Source organism: Lysinibacillus sp. JNUCC-52 (assembly GCF_015999545.1).
Taxonomy (GTDB): Bacteria; Bacillota; Bacilli; order Bacillales_A; family Planococcaceae; genus Lysinibacillus.
The window spans coordinates 2,069,308-2,091,672 of sequence record NZ_CP065546.1; the positions used below are offsets into that span (position 1 = coordinate 2,069,308).

Genomic DNA, 22,365 nt, shown 5'->3' on the forward strand with positions numbered 1-22,365 from the left:
AAGACCAATTTCATAGAATCTAAGTCTAAACCTATTATAGCATCACAATGATAAAAATTAATGCTTTTTCTTTATGAAATTTATAGCATACAACCCTACTTTAAAGGAGAATGACACATATGAGAGATAACTATTTAACTGTAAAAGGCTATGGAGAAAGTGAAATCATAATATCTAAATCTCGCTTTCTCACTTATATAGAACGCGCTGAAAGCGAAGAGGATGCAATGTTGTTTATTGAGCGCATAAAAAAAATGCATCATAATGCGACACATAATTGCTCTGCTTATATAATTGGGGAGCATGATTATATCCAAAAGGCAAATGATGATGGGGAACCTAGTGGCACGGCAGGCGTCCCTATGTTAGAGGTTTTAAAAAAACAAGGCTTAAAAGATACGGTCGTTGTCGTCACACGCTACTTTGGTGGCATAAAATTGGGCGGCGGCGGTCTTATTCGTGCTTACGGTAAAGCAACAACAGAAGGATTACTCGCTGCACAAGTTGTCGAACGCAAGCTACACCACCTAATGAAAATTGTCATCGACTACACTTGGCTTGGAAAAGTAGAAAATGAGATTCGCAACTCCGCATACTCATTAGAGGAAATTCGCTACTTAGAAGGTGTCGAAATCATTGTTTCCGTGTTGAAAGAGGAAGAAAATCAGTTTACCAATTGGATTACAGAACTTACAAATGGACAAGCTTCTGTCTCATTCGAGAGTGCGCAATTTATCGAATTTATTGTGAAATAAATAGTTTTAATTGTCTAATGCTGAAGGTCCATAGTATAATTTTAATATTGAGCTAACTTACTCAGTTACGCCTCTGTGCTATTATGAATAAAATTTAGTTCAATCGCGTAATTATTCCCAAAATCAAGAGGAGAATATACCAGATATGAAAAGAACAAATGTAAAAAGGAAAAAGAGGTCTTCTAAAGCGTCTTTCATTATAAAAGTAGCATTACTACTTGTTGCTAGTTTCCTAATTTGCGTTACGGCCTACGGAGTATATATTACAAAGCAAGCCGAGCACGCTGCAAACTCAGCACATGAAGAATTAGAAGGTCGCGATGTTTCTACACTAAGAGAAGAAAAAGTAGAACCAGTTCATGATAATGTTTCGATTTTATTTGTAGGTGTTGATGATAGCGAAAATCGTGGACAAGGTTCTGATCACTCACGCTCAGACGCTCTGATTTTAGCGACTTTAAACAACAACACAAAAACGATTAAAATGTTAAGTATCCCTCGTGATTCTTACGTTTATATTCCTTCAGTAGGTTATAAAGATAAAATTACCCATGCACATGCTTTAGGCGGTACACTAGCAACAATTGAAACAGTTGAAGGACTTCTAGATATACCAATTGACTACTACGTGCGCATGAACTTTAATGCATTTATTGATGTTGTCGACGCATTAGGCGGCATCGAAGCAGAAGTGCCATATGCATTACACGAAAAAGATGAATTTGATCGTAATACAATTAATTTAAAACCAGGTTTACAGCATTTAAGTGGTAGTCAAGCACTTGCACTTGCCCGTACTCGTAAACAAGATAATGATATTCAACGTGGTATTCGCCAACAAGAAATTTTAACAGCTATTACAAATAAAGTAGCTTCAGTCGGTTCTATTACAAAGTATGATGATGTCATTAAAGCAATTGGTGATAATATGAAAACAAATATGACATTTAGTGAAATGAAATCATTCCTGTCATATTTAAAACAAGGTAAACCACGCATCGATTCGTTAACTTTAGAAGGTAACGATGATATGTCTACAGGTGTTTACTATTATCAACTAGATCAGCAATCAGTTGATGACGTATCACAAATTCTTAAAAATCATTTAGCTTTAAAATCTTCATCTTCAACGTTAACAAATAATAATACAGATAAAGATAATGCAGCTGGCGAAGACAGTTCGACTAACGAGTCAGCACAATAGAGTTTTTGAGAAACAGCCAGTTGCGGGTATTTAACCTGTGACTGGTTGTTTTTCGCTTCCGCTTTGTTATTCCGCGCTTCAAGACCCTTTTTCCGCGATACGGCATCTTTTTTCCGCGTTACATGGGATTATTCCCGCGCTTTAGACCTATATTTCCGCGAAGCAACAAGGTTTTTCCGCGATAGTACAAAAAAGACAGAAGACAAACTCAAATGCCTTTGAGTTTGTCTTCTGTCTGAGCAACTATAGTCCAGTATAGTTGGTTCGAATGTTATTTATTAAAAATCCGCATGAAATTTAAGAGCGGTTTATAATTTTTGCCAGCGAGTCCTATGATTTCAACAAAAATTTCAATGGCGATTAAAATAACTGTAATAAGCAATATTGCTCCCCATAATTTAGCCATTGAGAAGATAATAGCAGCTAAGCCGAACATCATCGCAATGCCATAAATAATCAGTACAGTTTGACGATGTGTAAAGCCCATATCCAATAATCGATGATGTAAATGCGATTTATCTGGATCCGACCATTTTTTCTTCATACGTAAGCGACGAACAATTGCAAAGAATGTATCAGAAATCGGTACACCTAGCATAATAACTGGGATAATTAACGAAATGATCGTAAAGTTTTTATATCCTAATAATGCTAATACTGAAATCATAAATCCTAAAAATAGTGCTCCAGTATCTCCCATGAAGATTTTTGCTGGATGGAAGTTATAAAATAAGAAACCAATTGTCGCTGCAGCTAAAATTGCTGCAAAGGCTAATACGAACATATCGCCCATTATAAATGCCATACCTGATAATGTGATTAGTGCAATAGAAGAAACACCTGCAGCTAAACCATCTAAGCCATCAATTAAGTTAATCGCATTCGTAATACCAACAATCCATAGTATAGTAAATGGAATACTTAAGAAACCGAAATCTAATTGGCCACCAAATGGCAAGTTAATAAAGTCAATTTGAATTCCGCCAACAAAAATAACGATAAGGGCCGCTACTACTTGCCCAAGCATTTTTGCCTTTGCGGAAATTTCGCGCATATCATCAATGACACCAGTTGCTACAATAATACAAGCTCCGATAATAATCGCTAAACTATTTTCACCTTGTGGCTGTAAAAACGCCACCCCTATTAAAAACGCAAGGAAAATTGCCAGACCACCAAGCCTTGGCATTATGCGTGCATGTACTTTTCGATAGTTTGGCGCGTCAACGGCACCAATTCTAAACGCTAAACGTTTAACTAGTGGAGTTAACAAAATGGAAGCAACGAATGCTGCTATTAAAGACACGTAAAGCATGTCTCTCCCCCTCAAAAAATTAATCTACATTTGAATCCAATTTGATTATAGCATGAACAAGCTCTGAAATATACTTTTTCTATTCATTTTCCACCATTTCACAATTTACATTTTTCTCTATTATTCTACTTGTATTACTTAATGTCAAATGTAGTCATCATTCGTAAAATTTGATAGAATAATGAGGTGTCTAGCATTTAGACAACTTTAAAGGAGCGTAAATTCATGTTCTCAATTTTTAAACGCAACAACGAGCAAACAAGTGCTCGTCAATTAAAACGCTACTATAAAATAGTAGAGCAAATTAATAATCTAGAAGAAAACTATGTCAATAAGTCAGATGCTGAATTAAGAGAAATGACTTTTATTTTCAAGGATCGCTTAGAACAAGGCGAACCAATTACATCAATTATCCCAGACGCATTTGCAGTTGTACGCGAAGCCTCAAAGCGTGTTTTAGGAATGCGCCATTTTGATGTACAGCTGATTGGTGGACTTGTATTAACAGAAGGCAATATTGCAGAAATGCCTACAGGTGAAGGGAAAACGCTTGTCGCTTCACTGCCCTCTTATGTACGCGCATTAGAAGGTAAAGGTGTTCATGTCATCACAGTCAATGACTACTTAGCTAAACGTGACTTTGAGCTTGTTGGACAAATTCACCGCTTCCTAGGTTTAACAGTTGGATTAAATATTCCAATGATGGAACCTACTGAGAAAAAAGAAGCGTATAACGCAGATATCACGTACGGTGTAGGTACAGAATTTGGTTTCGACTATTTACGTGACAATATGGCACATAGCTTAGCGGATAAAGTGCAAAGTGCTTATCATTTCGCCATTATCGATGAAGTCGATAGTGTGCTTATTGACGAAGCAAAAACGCCACTAATTATTGCTGGTAAAATGCCTGCAAATGATGAGCTACACCGCATTGCAGCAATGTTAGCTAAACGCTTTAAAGCTGAAGAAGACTATGATTTTGATGATGAAACAAAAGCTACTTCTTTAACAGATAAAGGCATTGAAAAAGTAGAGGCTGCTTTCAATGTTGATAATTTATATGATTTAGAACATCAAACACTTTATCACTATGTGATCCAAGCTGTTCGTGCCCATGTCATGTTCCAGCGTGACGTTGATTATATCGTTAAAGAAGATAAAATCGAGCTTGTAGACATGTTCACAGGTCGTATTTTAGAAGGTCGTTCTCTTTCTGATGGCTTACACCAAGCTATCGAAGCAAAAGAAGGCGTAACAATTACAGAAGAAAATAAAGCACAGGCACAAATTACAATTCAAAACTATTTCCGTATGTATCCGAAGCTTTCTGGGATGACAGGTACAGCGAAAACACAGGAAAAAGAAATTCGTGAAGTGTATGGCATGGAAGTAATTCAAATTCCAACAAACCGTCCACGTCAACGTGTTGATCAACCTGATATGATTTTCAAAACGCAAGCTGCCAAATATAAATTTGTAGCTGCTGAAGCGAAACAACGACATGCTAAAGGACAACCAGTGTTAATTGGAACAACATCTATTCTACAATCCGAAATGGTTGCAGATCATTTGAAAAAAGAGGGCCTGAAATTCCAATTGTTAAATGCAAAAACGGTTGAACAAGAAGTTGAGCTTATTTCTCAAGCAGGTCAAAAAGGACGTATTACCGTTGCTACAAATATGGCTGGTCGTGGTACAGATATCGTGCTAGGCGACGATGTCCATGAACTTGGTGGACTGTATGTTATCGGTACCGAAAAGCATGAAAGCCGACGCGTTGATAATCAGCTGCGCGGTCGCTCTGGTCGTCAAGGTGACGTAGGTGAAAGTCGCTTCATTCTCTCTATTGAAGATGATATGTTCCGCCGCTATGCAAAAGAAGAAGTTGAAAAATTCTCTGCAAAAATGGTTGTGGATGAAAATGAGGTCATTCAAAACAAAGATGTACAAGAGCTAATTAATCGTACACAGCGCATTGTTGAAGGCTCACAATACGGCATGCGTGAGTACAATTTAAAATTAGACGATGTTATCAATGATCAACGTACTGTTATTTATGGTTTACGTGACAAGATTTTAGCTGGCGAGGATTTAATGGGTGAGTTGAAAAAAATGCTGAGCGAAACGGTCGATTTTGCAGTGCGAGATGCTGCGCCTGAAGAGCTCCCTTCTGTAGAATGGGCTTATGACCAAATGGAAAATTCACTTAATTCGTTATTCATTACTCCAGTCACGATCGATCGTGAAGTAGGTAAAGTGAAGCAAATTTTAGCTGATGTCCAGCCTTCTGAGCAAGAACTCCTTGATCATATGCAAAAATTTGCAGAAAATGAGCAAGTAATGGCTGTTATTCCACAAGTTATGTTGAGTTATTTAGATAGTGGCTGGGTGAAGCATTTAGAAGCAATGGCTCACTTAAAAGAAGGTATTGGCTTACGTCATTATCAACAAGAAGATCCAATGCGTATTTATCAACGCGAAGGACTTGAATTATTCGGAAAGAACTTCCAGGAATTACGCCGTTCTATTATTATTGAAATTACAGGCTTCATGAAAATGATTGAAGGACAACAGGAGGTACAATAATGGGTTTATTTTCATTTTTTAAGAAATCAGACAAAATCGTTCAAGAAAACACAATTGATTCTAAAGATTTACTAGGAAAAGTTTCAGCAAATAAAGGTGACAATCGTGACGTTGTAACGAAACTTTCATTCCATCCTGAATGGGATGTACCTCAGGAACAAAAATACATTTTTAACTTCCTAGCAAATGACCTAGAGCCATTAAAACCAAATCAATTATCACTATCATCTATTAGTATTGAAGAGGAGCCACGCACGGGCAAATGGCTTGTACGCGCCTTCTTCCGTTCATCATTAGCAGAAGCAATTGAACTAGGTGAAATTGAATTATTCATTATGGATAAAAATGATGAGCTAATAGCTTCTAAAAAATTCGATTTTAAAGCGCTTGGCACAATTCCAGCTGAAAGTGCACGTCCATGGGTATTTGAATTTGAAAAATCAACTATTAAAGTTGACGAAGTACCAGAAGACGGCTGGAAAATTGCCTTTAACCTTGTCTCATTACGTGGTCACCAATTAGAGTTAGACCCTACATGGGAGAAACAGTTACCAGCTGCACAAAAGGAAGAGCTTGCAAAAATCGTGAGTACATTACCAAAGTTAGGTGAAACGGAAGTTAACTTCACTGGTCTACAAGCAAAGCTTGCTGATAATGGGAACCTAAATGTATCCATCTTTATCCGTAATGGTCACAACAAAGCGATTAATTTAGAGCAATTACCATTAGAAATCATCGATGCAACAGGTAAACAAATTGCAAAAGGTTCCTTTACAATGGATCCAATCTTAACTGTCCAACCGAACTCAACAAAACCTTGGACATTCATTTTCCCAGCTGAACTTGTTGATGCACAACAAGCTGATCTTTCTCGCTGGACAGCACGCGTTACTCAATAAAAACAGCAAAAATCCTTCTTTTTTCGGAAAGAAGGATTTTTTTAGTGAAAATATGGTGCTCACTTTCTCGCGGAAGTTGAACAGCGCTTCACTCCAGTTTACAGCGTTTCATTGACTTCTATCGGCGGTTCGTCCGAGTTATCGGCGATAAGCACTGTCCTTCTGGCGATTACCGTACTTTACTGGCAATCCGCACGTCCTTCTAGCACATAAAAAGGCGATATTTGCACAATGCAAATATCGCCCTTTCCTTATTTCACTGTATCGAATCGTTTATAAGCTACTAATCTAGTTGACCAGTAAGAGTACGTAACATCAGAAAGTTCTACACCATCCGTACCTGCGTGGATAAATTTATTGTTACCGAGGTAAATACCCATATGAGAAATACCTTCTTTATACGTATTTTCAAAAAATACTAAGTCTCCTGGTACAGGATTTTTCACTTGCGTTGTACTGTTATTGAAATAGCCTTCGCTGCTATCTCGTCCAATTTTCAAACCGCCTTGATTGAAAGCGTAAAAAATAAATCCACTGCAATCAAGACCTTCTGGTGTGTTTCCGCCATAAAGATATGGCGTTCCAATTAGTTTATTAGCCAGTTCCACCGTTTTTTTGTATATAGCCTGTCCATTCGCTGTCGGATCTTGATTTGTTACTTTTGATGGTGCCCCCGTATCTGAAGTCACATTGTTATGTATTGTATCACCCTCGGGTATTACGGCTACTGGAGAAATTTTTAACACTTGTCCAATATAAATCGTGTCGTTCTCTATTCCATTCCAATCTTTAAGCTCTTTTAATGTCACATTGTATTGCTTTGCAATTTTCGAGAGCGTATCGCCTTTAATAACTGTATGAACGGCAGTCGATGGCTTAGAAGGTGTAGTTGTTGTTGGCTTTGACGGTTTAACTGTTTCCGTTGTAGGTTTTGACGGTTTTACCGTTTCAGCTGTCGCCTGCTTTGTAATCTCTAGTTTTTGGGCTACATAAATCGTATCCTTTGATAAATTGTTCCATTTTTTTATGTCTTGAATTGTCACTTGGTGGGTTTGGGCGATTTTGGATAACGTATCGCCTTTTTGTACTGTATATGTTGCAGCTTCTGCAGTTTGTATTGCAAAAAATGAAGTAGCAATAGTGCTTAAAGCGAGAATTCTCCATTTTTGTGATTTTAGCATATCAAATAGCCTCCGTTCATGGTAGAATATTTCCTTGTGTGTCTATCATACTAAAGATATGTCTAAACAAAAATCGGAAAAACTGACTATTTTTCAAACAATTTATGAATCCTATAGAATACTACAGAATCCGACTATCTACTATTAGTATAATAATTGCAAGTTTTATAGTCCTATGATAACATACATGTCTGTATTTAAAATTTTTAGAAAGTTTTATTTTTTCAATTATAAAGGAGTTTTAGTATTTATGAGAAACATCTTGATTTTCATCAAAGAGAATTTAGCTGTAGGCTTACTACTTTTTGCCTTGTTCCTAGGGGCGGGCAACATTATCTTTCCACCGTTACTAGGCCAACAAGCCGGTGAACATATTACAATTGCTATGATTGGATTTTTAATAACGGGTGTAGGTTTACCATTACTTGCTATTGTCGCTGTTGCAAAAGCAGGTGGCGACTTACAGCTACTTTCAAGTCGTGTTCACCCTGTTTTCGGAATCATTTTCACTTCAATTGTCTATTTAGCAATCGGGCCATTTTTCGCCGTTCCGCGTACTGGCTCTGTGTCTTACGAAATCGGCATTGCACCATTTCTTTCAGAGGCAGCACAAGCACATTGGGCTCCTCTATTTATTACATCGATCGTATTTTTTGCGTTTATACTTTATTTAGCCTTCAATCCTTCTAAACTAGTAGATCGTGTAGGCAAGATTTTAACCCCTGCACTCTTAATAGTTATTTTACTATTAGCTGTTAAAAGCTTTATTACACCAATGGGTGAAGCAGGAATGGCTGTTGGGAAATACAATGTTTCGCCATTTTCCGAGGGCTTTGTTCAAGGCTATTTAACGATGGATGTTCTCAGTGCACTTGTTTTTGGTATTGTCATTTTACAAGCTTTAAGTGATATGGGAATGAAAGATACTAAAAAGCAAGTTAAAACAACAATTTTTGCAGGCATTGTGGCTGCCATTGGTTTAGCCTTCGTATATATTTCACTTGGCTATATCGGCAATACAAGTATAGGAGCAATAGGTACATCTGATAATGGTGGCGTCATCATCGCAAAATCTGCAGAATACCTTTTCGGCAGCTTCGGAAGTATTATTTTATCTCTTACTATTTTATTAGCTTGTATTTCTACTGCTGTCGGCTTATTGACAGCCAATGCACAGTTCTTTAATAAGCTTTTCCCAAAAATTTCATATAAAACGTTCTTAATCGTATTTACATTATTAAGTGTAGCCATTACAAATGTTGGATTATCAACAATTATTAATACATCACTACCCGTACTACTAATTATTTATCCACTGGCAATGGTTTTAATGGTGTTATCGCTTGCTGATCATTTCTTTAATGGTGGACGAATTGTTTACATTTTAGCGTTAATTCCAACATTCTTTGTTAGTGTTTATGACGGCTTAAAACAAATGGAAATTAAAATTACTTCCTATGAAAATATTTTAAAAGCATTACCACTGTACGAGCAAAGTCTTGGTTGGCTTGTCCCTGCAATGATCGGTGCGCTTATCGGCTTCATTATTCATAAGCTTTTCAAGAAAAACTAAATAGGTAATGCTAGCAGACACGTTCTACGATAGACGTGTCTGTTTTTATTCGACGTCAATATGGAAATTCATGTATAATATATGTAAATAATTCTGAAAAGAGGTGTCTTATGAAAAAAGTATTATGGTCTTTCTTGTTCGTATTGAGCTTTGTCATTTTTCCATTATCAAACGCTTCTGCTGCAAATAATAATGACCAGCAACTAGTTGAAGAAATAAAAGAAATTATAACAGAAAACTATGTTGGGAAAATTAATGGAGATCTACAAAAGGCAACAACCATTTCTGACATTATTAATATGTTAGACCCTTATTCAACATATTTTACTAAACAAGAATTTGAAGAATTTATGAATAGCATCAATCTATCCACAATTGGTATTGGTGTTGTTATTGAGGAACATGATGATGGAATACACATTTTACAAGTAATCGACGAAGGTGGAGCATCTGATGCAGGTGTCGAGGCTGGAGATATCATCATTTCCATTAACGGTCAATCCATAGTAGGTAACTCCATAGAAGAAGCCTCTTCCCTACTAATCGGTAATGAAGGTACACAAGTACAGGTTAAGCTATTACACGAGAACGGGTCTACATCCACAAAAACAATTACACGTAAAAAATTCACACTGCCAAACGTAGAATCTGCTTTATTATTTGGTAATGTTGGTTACATAGCAATGTCTTCTTTCTCTGAAGATGGTGCGCAACTAGTAAAAGAGGCACTGATTCAGCTTAAACAGCGTGGCGCTACTTCTTTTATTTTGGATTTACAAAATAATGGCGGTGGCTATGTTACAACAGCAGAAGAGCTTACTGGTTTATTTCCTAAAGCAAAAATAGCTTATTTATTGCAAGAAGCACATGCCTCTTACGAAGTACGTGCTAAGCAACAAAACGTTAAATTTCCAGCAGATACTCGTATTTTAGTAAATCGATATAGTGCAAGTGCATCTGAAATGCTCTCAGCTTCGTTACAAGATCAACAATCTGCCATTCTATATGGTGAAACTACTTACGGTAAAGGGGCTATGCAAGGCTTCTATGAATTGCATGACGGTAGTTATTTAAAGCTTACTGTCGGTAAATTTACTGGTCCTGCAGGTCATACAATTAATGAAGTAGGTGTGAAGCCTAATATACAAACGAAGACTGCTCCAATTTTCCAAGCACATTATGATGCTATTAAGGCACAATACAAAGATTATCAAGAACTAACTAGCCTAAAAAATGTACCTACTACTAAAACGTTTACTGTGAAGTTTTCACAGGCATTCTCTACACCAATTCCTGAAGGAAGCGTACAGCTAGTTGCTTTAGGTGGAGATGAAGTTCCATTTACAACAAAGGTGGAAAAAGATAATTCCTTAATTATTAAACCTGCTGAACCACTTGTTGAAGGGCAAGAATACATGCTGCTTGTGCATCCAACTATTCAAAAATCTTCAGGTGACAAACTACAAAAGGGGATTTATCTCCATATAGCAGTAACTAATTAAAAATAGATTTTTCCATAATAGAAAGCGTTTGATAGTCGCGCCAATGCGAAATCAAACGCTTTTCTAATCCATAAAAACCACTACAAAAAAGTGTTAGATTGTCTATAATCAATCTAACACTTGCTGTCGACGTATTGAGACCCTCTCTATTGGTACTTCCACAGGCGTAGCGTATGCCTTAGGAATCCTTTCCTTCGTCCCCAATGTTCTTGTGTGCCGTAGTCTTAACGCTCTCTCCAAGCTATGTGGAGATGGGTTTTATACTTCTAATAAGCTACATCTACATTCCCGACTTATGCGTTTCTCTTAGGAGAAAAAATACATGCACTAAATTGCGTGCAAGTTCACACGGCTTGCTTTTTTGTTCTAGTAAATTTGTTAATATTAAACGTTCAAATGAGCCAACTAAACTATCTGCTACTATTTTTATATCTATATTTTGTAATTGAAATAGACGATCACAATCATGACGATAAACTAGTTCAATAAATTGCTGTGTTAATTGTGTTTTAACGCATGATGATTGTTTAGATTCAAAAAAGCCAATTTTCGTTAGTTTCGGATTCTCAATTATATAAAGGAACAACAAATATAGCTTTTGCTCCAACATTTGAATAAAGCCCTCTATCCCTTTTTCCACTTCTTCATTTTGATTGGACATGATTTCATTAAATCCTTGTTGGAATTTTATATTCAAATCATTATAGAGCGATTCTTTACTTTTAAAATATAAATAAAATGTAGGCTGAGTTACATCTGCCGCTTTCACTATATCGCTTATTTTTGTAGCATAATATCCCCTTTCAGAGAAAAGCTCCACAGCTTTTTCAAGTAATAATTGTTTACTTCTTTCTCCATTCGAATTAATCTTCCTACCTCTTGCCATACTAGTCACCTTACTCTATTAATAAATATTCGTTTTGTTTTGTTTAAATATGGTATTAAAAATATTTAATACCATATTTAAACCCACCATTTACCTTTTCACTGCCTGAATAATGTTAATTATAATACAATTCAAAAAATTACACTATGCATTTTTAACAATAATATGATACATGATACTTTTCTTGCCTCTTACAAACTACTACCATCAAAAAAAGAGACTACCCCACTCTTCATCACAACCCTTTACAAATGCCCTTTCACTAGCTTTAGATACAATATAAAAAGCATGTCGGAAGTACTCCCGACATGCTTTGATAAAGATAATCTGTCTAAAATAAGCATATTTTTAACAAAGAAGAAAACGTTGATTTTTTAGCTGACTGTTTATACAGTCACTCATTTTTATTGTTTTAACAGCTTCTTTTTCAGCTTATCATAATATTCTTTTACTTCATTAATGCCAAATACTAAGTATGATCCAACAAAGACAGCGATAAAAATAGCTAGACCTACAATGAATGTTAACCACTTGTATTCAAACACTAAATAATGGCTTGAGAAATACATGACAATCGTAATGATAATCATTGGCGGCATCGCTCTGAAAAAATGTAACTCTTTGCTGAAGATGCCCATTTTCAAGTCATACTTCGGTATTGCATAAGCGACTAGCATAATAAAGTTTGTAATAGAACTAATTAATGTACCCCAAGCAATTGCTTCAGCACCGTAATTATCCACCATCAGCATAATAACCGCAATATTGACACCAAAGACATTAATTAAGCTAAAAATAACAGGTGCCATCGAGTCGCCTTTTGCATAGTAAAAGCGTGTAATGTACGTATTCGCAGCTAAGAAATACATGGATAATACGAATATTGCTAAGACAGGTGCTGTAATGGCAGTCGAATCAGCATCGAATTTACCATATTGGAATATAACTTGTATAAGGTTTTCTGAGTAGAAGTAAGAATATATTGTTACTGGTATAAGTAGCAACAATAGATAATGTAAACCTTTTGAATACAGGCTCTTAATAGAAGCAAGATCATTGTTAGCTTCTTTTTGGCTCAGAATTGGATAAATGACCGTTGTCACAGCTGTAATTAAAATCGCTTGCGGGAATTGCATTAGCTTAGAAGAATAGTTCACAGCTGCAACTGCCCCTTCTGAAAGCATTCCAGCAAATACACGCTGTAATAAGGCATAAAGTTGAATTGTCGCTCCTCCAAGCATAATTGGTAAAACCATTATCCAAAGTTGCTTTGAGGACATATTGTGTTCAAAAGAAAACCCAACTTTATGGGAATCTAATTTACGATAACCAACTATTAAGAAATAAACCATAATAACCGCACTGGCTAAAGCACTAATACCGTACCCAATTGGGCCGATCCAGAGAGATAAGCCAACAGCAATTACTAAGAAAATGGCATTGTAAATTAAAATGGCAAAGCTTGATAAGTGAAATTTTTCATTCACATTCAGTAAGCCGCTATACCAAGAAGATAACACAAGTAATATAGATGACGGCATCATCCAAAAGTAAAGATGTTTCAATAAGTCTAAATCACTTTGGGTATAATCTTCCGTATTTTTATCTTGGTTAAATATGTCCATAATTGGGTTTGTAAAAGCTAATAAGATGACAGTCATAATGGAAACTGTTAACAATACAATCGTAAAGGACTGTTTTACAAATAATGCTCGGTCTGTCGTTTCCCGATTATAAATCGAGATAACGGCCGTTGTAAAAGCCCCACCTACTACTAAATATAAAAAATTCGGAATGGTATAAGCAGTGAAGATGCTATCTGCAATATGTGTACTACCATATTGGTAACCGATAATCATTTCACGTAAGAAGCCGAAGACACGGGCAACGATATTAATAATCGCTACGGCTCCTACAACTTTTATAAATTTATTCATAAGTCATCCCCACCTTTAATGGCCGACTTATAAATGGCAATACATCTTGCAGTTATATTTTTTTCATCGTGAACGTCTAATACTTCTTCGACCGCTTCACGATTCATATATTGTTCTTTCGGCGTGTTCACGGCACGCAGCATCTCCTCAGATAAAGCGATTGCGTCTTCAGGCTCCACTAAATGCCCTGCACCTTCACCAAGTAGTGATACGAGGCCACCAACTTTAGAAGCGATGACAGGTGTGTCTGTCGCTAATGCCTCTAATGCTACAAGTCCGAATCCTTCTAAATGTGATGGTAATACGAAGACATCGCTTGCCTGGAACCACTTTACAAGTTCCTGTTGTTTTAGTGGGTCTATAAATTTGACGTCTTCACTGAAGAATGGTTGCAAAGATTGGAAAAATCCCTCATCTCTTCTAGAGCCTACAATAACTAGCTCTATAGGACGCTCCACTTTCGTCTTTAACATTTGGAATGCTTGCAGTAGCTCTTCAACACCCTTTTGTTTAATAACATTTCCTACGAATAGAAAAACAAAAGGCTCTTTGGCTAATTGCAATTGTTGTCGTGCTTCTGCTTGTCTACCTTGTGAAAATACTTCACGATTCACGCCCATGCTAACTACTGAGATTTTGTCGGGAGCTATATCAAAGTCTTGCTCAATTTGTTGTGCTAACACAGGACCTACTGCAATGACATGCTCACTTTCACGTAAAATACTCGCTGTCCAGTTGCGAATTCTCGCACTTTTCTTTGCCATACGTTCAATGTCTCCACCATGAGCAGTAACAATGTACGGTATACCAAACATTTTCTTTAAAAGTAGCGATAACATCCCTGAAGGAAACACATAGTGCGCATGTGTAATATCGATTGATTTTCGATTTTTTAACCCCTTCAATAATGTAGAAAATCCCCATTTAGCATATTTTACAATGGTGTTTTTCTTGCCTGTAGCTGGGTTTGTATTCACTGCTATTTCAACGTCTAGTCCAGCTTTTTCAAGAGCTGTAACTTGATTTTTTACAAAAATACCGAATGATAAATGATCAGATGTTGGATACATATTACTAATGACGAGTATTTTTTTCATAGACGTGTCACTGCCTTTTTCATTAATTCCTGACCATACATGGCCTCTTTATGAATATGTGTAGCAATTTGTTTCGTCTCTGCAATTGACTGTTCCCAATTGCTACTTAGTTTACCAACTAATTTAGAAAGAGCATTCTCATCATCTTCTATATCCTGCATCTGTAAGCAACGATCTGATGCACCAACAAAGGACATAAAATCTTGCACTTTTGTATGATAGGATACAGCAATAATGGGAGTCTCTGAATTGGTCGCCAAAATAAGCGAATGTAAACGCGTACCAATTATTATATCTTGTTCGCCCGTAACTTCTAGTAAACGCTCAGGCACAAGATTGCCCTCAATTATTTCTGTCTGTGCACGATGCTGCATTTTCTTCTGAATATCTTGTGTCACGGTTACATCTTGAGGAAATTTCGTTGCAAAAAATGTGATGTGAGCATTTTGCTCCGAAATGACTTTATCTAAGTTTTTCGCCATACCTGTTACATATGCATCATATTTTGCTACATTACCTTCTGGCCAATAGTTTGCATTATAATACGGAACGGCAGATACACCAATTTTTCTTGGCTTTTCAGCATAATCTTTGCGATCGCCTTTTAATGTAAACGCAGGATCACCAATCACTTCTATCGGTTTTTTGACCCCGATACTTTGTAATAACTTTTTAGACTGCGGATCACGCACAGAGATATTTGCTGCATAACGGCACATGAATCGGATACTAATTTTACCTGAAAATGTATCTAGTGGTCCTGCGCCACATCCGTAAATAATGTAGGGAATATTATTTTGTTTTGCCATCATTGCGTATGTTCCATAAAGATGGGCTTCACGTTTATAAAAATCCATTAAAATACCACCACCACCAATGATGAGGAGGTCAAAGTTCGATACATATTGTTTGTTATTTTTATACGTATGGATAAACGTTTTATATAGATTGCCCTTTTTATGATACAACGGATAGCTATGTACCCCATAACGCTCGGATGTTTGTTTTGTGTTATTGCTAAAAACGGTAATGTCGTCACTCGTTACCGAAAATGTTTGTTTTACTTGTTGAAGAATGCCGTATAATATTGATTCATCACCATTATTATCATTGCCGTAATTCCCCACAATGCCTATTTTCATTAAAAAACATCCTTTTACTTTTTAATACAGAGATTATACCACAATTGCACTTATTCGTTCTTTTTAAAAATAGTAAAAAAAAAGGGAACCTCGAATATCTACGAGATTCCCTCTATTTCTACCGTCTTATGGCTACAATTCATAGCTTAAAACAGCAAAAAAGTACTACTTCATTTTTAAGCGATTATTTATTAATCGTTCTGTAAAGGAACAGACCAAAATGTGCTCGACTGATCGCTTCGTTCGGTTTATAAATGTTACCGTCATAGCCAGTCGTAATGTTGTTTGCTGCTAGTTGTTGTACATATGTGTAAGCCCAATGATCTTTTGGAACATCCTTAAATGCAATACTACTTGTTCCTTTTAAATTATAGGCAATTGCCACAATTTTCGCCATCTGCGCTCGTGTCAATGTTGCATTCGGGTCAAAAGTATTATTTTCACGACCACTCATAATCCCTGCTTCTACAACAGCTGCAATTTCTTTATAGTAAATGTGATTTGCCTGAATATCTTTGAAGCTTGGATTTTTCACATTTTTTGTATCTAAATTTAATGCACGGCTAATAATGACTGCTGCATGTGCACGAGTTAGCTTGTCATTCGGTCTAAATGTACCATCAGCCTGACCTGTAATGATATTGTGCGTCGTTAAATATTCAATCTCTTTATAGTAGACATAATTATTCGGAATGTCCTTAAACAACGCTGGTTTCGCTACAGAAACTGTAGCAGCTACATTTTTCGTTCCTAAAGTAGCGATTACCTTACCAGTCGCCCCTGGATTTTGCGCTGTAAACTTACCAGTGCTTGTAATTGTACCGATGTTACCTTCTACAGACCATTTCACTTGAGAAGGATTATAAACAATAGGCTTACCTGCGTCATCTTTTGCATCAATCGTAAAGTTAACAGATTCGCCTGCACCTACCGTTTTAGAGCTTGGTGCAACAGCCATTGTTGTAGGGGCATCTACTACTTTAACTTGATATGATTGCACAGCAGCGCCGTCATAGCCGATATAGATTCGGTCATCCCCAGCTTGTGTTGCTGTATAGTTCAAGCCATTAATCTGTAACGTTTGGTTTTGAGATGCTAACGATAAATGACCATCTAGAGGTAGTGTCGTATAGTTATCATCTAAAACATATTGAACAGCTACACTTGATGAAGCACCTACTAAAAGTGTTGCGTAGTTTGTACTATTCGTAAATTTGATATGTGTTGCCTTGCCAGTTGGCGCTGTACTTACTGCTTGTAGTGTGGCAGATACAAGACGTTGCGTATTACCTGAATTGGATGGCAAATTCGCTAAGACCACATTATTACTGCCGTAGTTTCGAATACCCATTGTTGTTGAGCCACCGCCATCTAAGTTAATGGCTCTGTCGACACCAAGTGCTACTAAATAATTCGCAAGTTGCACCATATTCATGCCCTTACTATGGGTTTGACGCCCGTCTACTGTAATAAAGTGCACTGTTTGTCCATTATTACTTGTAGCTACTACTGTACGTGGTGCAACTTCTTTTGCACGTGAGCTTGAAGTGCTCATCATAATATAAGGTTTACCATCCTTTACTAAGTAAGGACCGCTCGCCAATATAAATTGTGCATTTTGCCAAAGCTGATCAATTGAAAAATTAACACTCATTTCATCGCCAACAGCTACTTGGCTTAACTTATTGTGCCATTCACCGCCCTGTAAAGATACAACAAAGCCAGTAGATGGAATCGTTAATTTTTCTTTCGATCCATAAGGCTTAATTTGTGTTACTTTACCAGTTAACGTTTGTCCAAATGTATTTTCTGTAATCGGTGAACCAGTGTCTACCACTATTTCAAAGCCGTATTCATTAGTATCTGTTGTTTTGCTATAAAACTGTGGTGTGTAAATAATAGCTTCATATATATTACGTGTACGATTTAAGCCTGACATCTCGTAATTCGTTCCGTTATGGGATAGTGTCACGTCAAAATCAAAATAATCAATAACACCGCGACCATCAGATGTCATTCCAAAAGCCGTCGGAACATTCATATATTGGTCGGAACCGCTTGAAACTGTTCCACCGTTCAAAATAACATTATTTTTAGCTAGTAAAAATAATGGGTAACCTTCTGACATATTATAAAAACTTGCATTAATAGCACCAACTACTCGATTTCCCTCACGAGAAAGACGATTCGCATTTGCTACTGTCGATTCTTTTCCATTGACTGCTGCGGGCATCCCTAATTGTACTTCTGTCGTCGGATCTCCAACATTAATCGATAAATGATTAATAGAGTTTGTATAGGTATTACTGTATGTATATTGTTTATACTGTACACCTTTTGAAAGCGGGTAATCCTTCTTTACTGTTTGAAATGCATAGGCATTTAGCGGACTAACAACGATCGACATCATTACAACTAAAATCAGTAAAATTTTTGCTATTTTTTTCATTTTTTCGCGCTCCTCAAGTAATGTAGAGCCCTCACCTTCCCTTCTTTGTTTTACTTCTATAAGATTATCAAAAATATGCCAAAATAGCTATGGAACATTTAAGCTATTTTCCAGTTACATATAATTGGTAAAAAAACTATTTATATTGACGCATTTTACAAGAATCCATACATTTGACCTTATCTCGACTCTCTAACTTTGGTAAAATGATGTTAAAGTTTAGGAGGGAAAAATATGAAAAAACTATCAATCATTGCATTGCTTATGGCAGTGGTTAGCTTGCTCTTTTGGCAACCCCAAATGGCATCTGCTGATGAACTTTCAGGGCATGCTCATGAAAATGGTCTGCGCTACTTAATTTCGAAGAACGCTTTAGTAACGGATGCTAATGGCAGTTATCGTCCAAATGACAATGTCACGCGTGGTGAATTTGCTTCTTATTTAGCGAAGGTAATGAATCTTGAAGCAAATAACGGTATGGCATTTACAGATGTTCCAGATACATATGTGTATGCAAAGGACATTCAATTGGCTGCTACAGCTGGAATTATTACTGGATACACAGACGGTTCATTTAAACCTGATGCAGCCATTTCAAGACAGCATATGGCAATTATGCTGGAGAGAGCTATTGATTATTTAAAGATTCCTAAGGGTACTTCATCCATTACGTTTAAGGATAATGCATCCATTATTAAAGACTATCGCAATGCCGTAGCAATCGGTGCACATTTAGGAATCATTATCGGTTCTGATGGCTACTTCATGCCAGAAAAAAATGCAACAATTGGACAAGCTGCAACGTTTATTCAACGTTTAATGTTACTTGCAGGTGATGCTGCTGCTGACTTCTCTACTTATGCGATTAAAGAAATTTCAAATGGTACACTAGTTGGCAATCAAGGCTTCACAAGCTTTGATGCTGCGGAAAAAGCCTTAACAAAAAATACGCAAGTTATCGTTCAAAAAGATAAAATTGTAAAAATGACCTCTGGCTATGTTGTAACTAATAAATATGTTGCACTTTATTCAGAAACGATTAAAGATCAAATCGCTGTTGCTGGTAATACAGAAATGGAATATATCAGCAGTGATGCAGCACAAGTAAAAGTGCGATTAGCTGGTCAAGTAGGCTATTTAAAACAGGCCGATGTAACGCTAATTCCTTTTTCACTAAGTAAGGGACGTTCTTACTATTCAAACGAAAATGGTGAAATTAAACACACACTATACGATTACGCAACAAATAAATATTCTTCAAGCTATGTTTACGGAAAAGCACCTGCCTTCATGAAGCAAGGTGAAAAATACTATAGCTGGAATGGTATTTACTTCACAAATGGTAATGGCTCTTCTAAAGGTGACGCTTATAACTATTATCAATTTTTACCTGCTCGTGCAACAACACAATACACAGCAGAAGAAATCGATGCTTACATTATGAACAAGCTTGCGGAAATGGAAAGTACAGGTATTACACTTTATAAAGATGCCACTACGAAAAGTAAGCTTATCGGGTTAGGCCAAACATTAAAAGAGGTTGAGGCAAACTCGCATATTAACGCCATGTTAATTTTGGCACTTGCTCAGCATGAAAGTGCTTATGGTATGAGTGATCATGCACAAAACTTAAACAACCTATTTGGTTTATATGTTTATGACACGAATCCCCTTAATAAGAAATTTGACAGTGTAGCTGCAAATATTAATGAACTGGTTGATAAGTTCCTACAACCAAACTATATTACACCAGGTGGTGCTCCTGGGAAAAACTATGCAAACGGGGCAGTAGTCGGTTCAAAAGCACTTGGTTTTAACGTAAAATATGCTTCTGACCCGTACTGGGGAGCTAAAATTGCTGGACACTACTATCGTGCTGAAAAAGCGTTAGGCTTTAAGGATGCAAATAATCCTTATAAAATTGGCTTAACAACAACGACTGGTTTAAATGTACGTGTAGACACTTCTACTAGCAATAGCCCGCTCTTCACATATGCTAGAAGTGGGATGCCTGTTATTGTTATCAACACAAACCTTAACGGCTGGTATGAAGTACTATCTGATAAGCTCCACACTGGTTCAGCTTACATTAGTAAAGACTATATTCAGTTTATAGATACAGTGAAATAAAACAAAAGCTCCATCCAATAATGCTATTGGATGGAGCTTTTTTACATGCAATACGGTAGATTCCGCGATATAAGGCTAGGATTCCGCGATTCTACTCCTTTTTTCCGCGGTATGACGCTGGAATTCCGCGGTTCTGCACCTTTTTTCCGCGGTGTGACGCTGGAATTCCGCGATTCTGCACCTTTTTTCCGCGGTATGACGCTGGAATTCCGCGATTCTGCACCTTTTTTCCGCGGTATGACGCTGGAATTCCGCGATTCACTCCCCCTATGCAGGAATAATAAAAGGGCTGTCCTTAATAGGGCAGCCCTTTACTGTTAGTATCGAAGTTTTCTTTGCTCTGTTTTTATAATTGCTGATGCAATTACTACAAAACCTAACATTAATATAAAGATTAAATCAAGTAAGCCTGTGTGCATCGACACTGTAAACAGTGTAATGACAAATGCGTAGGCTACTGAGTGGAAGCTACGGATGCCACCTTGTTTAACTTTATTATAGATTAATGAAATTAATACACCATATAATAAGAAGCCAATTGCTACAAGCGCATAGCCACCATCTAGGAATAGTTGTCCGATAAAGGTAGGTGTTGTTGTTCTTGTTGGACGTGTAATATATTTACCTTCTTCCACGCTCAATGAGTTCACAACTTCCGTCACCTTCATACGAGGTGAAATTTGCTCACCAGGAAGAATCGTATTAAAGATCCCTTTGTGAATTTCGCCTTTTAAATAGCCTTCTTCTTGCGTGTATTCGATAATTTTACTTAAAACGATATGACCTGTCACACTTTCACCATTAATAGAACGCATCCATTTAGGTGTTAAATTTACTTTTTGCTCAACAGTTAAAAGCTTTTCTTTTTCTGTTTCTGTCAATTCAACATCTGGTTGATCACGATTATTGAATTCTTTCGTTGTATCTTCTGTTACTACTCGTAAGAAACCAAACATCGAGAACGCAACACCGATTACAAATAATGCTGTTAGGAACCAAGTTAATTTTACACGTTTCACAACATAGTGGAAAATAATAATTCCAGTAAATAGCATAATAATTAATGGCGTACGATAACCCATTAAAAGGAACAAGAACATTACAACAGCAAAGATCGTGCCGTATACAATTGCTTTCTTCCATGTCATATGCTTTTCTAAAATCATTTTGTAAGATAATAACAGTAAAATTCCATACCATAATAATTGGCTGAAGAAGTTTAGTTTTGGATCGAGATTACGACGATTCGATTCATCTGAAATCCCTAAACCTCCACCAAAAATCATCATTAAATAAGAAGCTAAACCGATTATAGTTAGTAATACAACAATGTGGATAACATATTTACCTAAGAAAGATAGCCCAAATGATGGGATTGTCCATTGTAATTTATCAATAATATAAACACCGATATAATAGCAAACAAGTGCTACTAGTACCGCTGGCAAAATTGATACACGAACGTTAAATAATTCAAATCGATGGAAATCGAATAGACTTGTAAAGAAATATAGTACTAATATAAAAGGTAAAAAGAAATACGGTGAAAACGTATCAATCTTATTGACCTTTGCGAAAACTTGCTTCAGTTTATTCATACATGTAATACATCTAAATAGATGTTATTGCCCTCCTCTATCGTGAATCAATAGTTGTTATTCACTATTATATTCTTTAGTTTTCCCTACAAAAACAAAGGTTATTAT

Annotated in this window: 16 protein-coding genes; 8 read left to right on the forward strand and 8 right to left on the reverse strand. The window is 36.6% G+C overall.

Features of this window, described 5'->3' with window-relative positions:
• The first annotated feature begins 119 nt into the window (after window positions 1-119).
• Both JNUCC52_RS10485 and JNUCC52_RS10490 read left to right on the forward strand, forming a co-directional pair.
• Entirely contained in the window at window positions 120-755 is a 636-nt protein-coding gene (locus JNUCC52_RS10485) for a YigZ family protein (RefSeq protein WP_337982051.1), read from the forward strand.
• Between the two features lie 145 nt (window positions 756-900).
• Entirely contained in the window at window positions 901-1,959 is a 1,059-nt protein-coding gene (locus JNUCC52_RS10490; protein ID WP_337982052.1) for an LCP family protein, read from the forward strand.
• 271 nt (window positions 1,960-2,230) lie between these two features.
• Here the strand turns inward: JNUCC52_RS10490 and JNUCC52_RS10495 are convergent, their stop codons facing one another.
• Window positions 2,231-3,274, reverse strand: coding sequence for a glycosyltransferase family 4 protein (locus JNUCC52_RS10495; RefSeq protein ID WP_173479694.1), 1,044 nt, complete (start codon window positions 3,272-3,274; stop codon window positions 2,231-2,233).
• Window positions 3,275-3,499: 225 nt separating this feature from the next.
• On the opposite strand from JNUCC52_RS10495, the gene secA2 reads away from it, so the two are divergent.
• Entirely contained in the window at window positions 3,500-5,863 is a 2,364-nt protein-coding gene (gene secA2 / locus JNUCC52_RS10500) for an accessory Sec system translocase SecA2 (protein ID WP_337982053.1), read from the forward strand.
• Window positions 5,863-6,762 carry an accessory Sec system S-layer assembly protein gene (locus JNUCC52_RS10505; RefSeq protein WP_337982054.1) on the forward strand — a complete coding sequence of 300 codons (900 nt, stop codon included), beginning with the start codon at window positions 5,863-5,865 and terminating at the stop codon, window positions 6,760-6,762. The genes secA2 and JNUCC52_RS10505 overlap by 1 nt, the downstream gene beginning before the upstream one ends.
• A gap of 251 nt (window positions 6,763-7,013) precedes the next feature.
• On the opposite strand, the gene JNUCC52_RS10510 is transcribed toward JNUCC52_RS10505, so the two are convergent.
• On the reverse strand, window positions 7,014-7,943 hold the full coding sequence (locus JNUCC52_RS10510) for a C40 family peptidase (RefSeq protein WP_173479697.1): 930 nt from the start codon (window positions 7,941-7,943) through the stop codon (window positions 7,014-7,016).
• Window positions 7,944-8,193: 250 nt separating this feature from the next.
• Here JNUCC52_RS10510 and brnQ point away from each other — a divergent pair, with 250 nt between their 5' ends.
• Both brnQ and JNUCC52_RS10520 read left to right on the forward strand, forming a co-directional pair.
• Window positions 8,194-9,516, forward strand: a complete 1,323-nt coding sequence (brnQ, locus tag JNUCC52_RS10515; RefSeq protein WP_337982055.1) for a branched-chain amino acid transport system II carrier protein — start codon at window positions 8,194-8,196, stop codon at window positions 9,514-9,516.
• Between the two features lie 110 nt (window positions 9,517-9,626).
• A complete protein-coding gene (locus JNUCC52_RS10520; RefSeq protein WP_173479699.1) occupies window positions 9,627-11,018 on the forward strand; it encodes a S41 family peptidase in 1,392 nt (463 codons plus the stop codon).
• 280 nt (window positions 11,019-11,298) lie between these two features.
• Here JNUCC52_RS10520 and JNUCC52_RS10525 read toward each other — a convergent pair whose 3' ends face one another.
• The 5 genes from JNUCC52_RS10525 to JNUCC52_RS10545 all read right to left on the reverse strand — a co-directional run bounded on the left by JNUCC52_RS10525 (window position 11,299) and on the right by JNUCC52_RS10545 (window position 18,529).
• Entirely contained in the window at window positions 11,299-11,904 is a 606-nt protein-coding gene (locus JNUCC52_RS10525; RefSeq protein ID WP_337982056.1) for a TetR/AcrR family transcriptional regulator, read from the reverse strand.
• 404 nt (window positions 11,905-12,308) lie between these two features.
• Window positions 12,309-13,841 (reverse strand): murein biosynthesis integral membrane protein MurJ, encoded by a 1,533-nt coding sequence (gene murJ, locus JNUCC52_RS10530; protein ID WP_337982057.1) that lies wholly within the window; start codon window positions 13,839-13,841, stop codon window positions 12,309-12,311.
• Window positions 13,838-14,938: a glycosyltransferase gene (locus tag JNUCC52_RS10535; RefSeq protein ID WP_173479702.1), complete on the reverse strand. Its 1,101-nt coding sequence runs from the start codon at window positions 14,936-14,938 to the stop codon at window positions 13,838-13,840. Before JNUCC52_RS10535 ends, murJ begins: the two co-directional genes overlap by 4 nt.
• A complete protein-coding gene (locus JNUCC52_RS10540; protein ID WP_173479703.1) occupies window positions 14,935-16,080 on the reverse strand; it encodes a polysaccharide pyruvyl transferase family protein in 1,146 nt (381 codons plus the stop codon). The genes JNUCC52_RS10535 and JNUCC52_RS10540 overlap by 4 nt, the downstream gene beginning before the upstream one ends.
• A 184-nt stretch (window positions 16,081-16,264) precedes the next feature.
• Window positions 16,265-18,529: an S-layer homology domain-containing protein gene (locus tag JNUCC52_RS10545; RefSeq protein ID WP_173479704.1), complete on the reverse strand. Its 2,265-nt coding sequence runs from the start codon at window positions 18,527-18,529 to the stop codon at window positions 16,265-16,267.
• A gap of 234 nt (window positions 18,530-18,763) precedes the next feature.
• Here JNUCC52_RS10545 and JNUCC52_RS10550 point away from each other — a divergent pair, with 234 nt between their 5' ends.
• Complete coding sequence (locus JNUCC52_RS10550) at window positions 18,764-20,659, forward strand: S-layer homology domain-containing protein (protein WP_173479705.1); 1,896 nt, start codon at window positions 18,764-18,766, stop codon at window positions 20,657-20,659.
• Window positions 20,660-20,704: 45 nt separating this feature from the next.
• The gene (locus tag JNUCC52_RS10555; RefSeq protein WP_337982058.1) at window positions 20,705-20,980 is read left to right on the forward strand and encodes a hypothetical protein; all 276 of its coding nucleotides are present in this window, start codon (window positions 20,705-20,707) and stop codon (window positions 20,978-20,980) included.
• Here the strand turns inward: JNUCC52_RS10555 and JNUCC52_RS10560 are convergent.
• On the reverse strand, window positions 20,977-22,257 hold the full coding sequence (locus tag JNUCC52_RS10560; RefSeq protein ID WP_173479706.1) for an oligosaccharide repeat unit polymerase: 1,281 nt from the start codon (window positions 22,255-22,257) through the stop codon (window positions 20,977-20,979). The two genes, JNUCC52_RS10555 and JNUCC52_RS10560, sit on opposite strands and share 4 nt — an antisense overlap.
• Window positions 22,258-22,365: the final 108 nt, after the last annotated feature.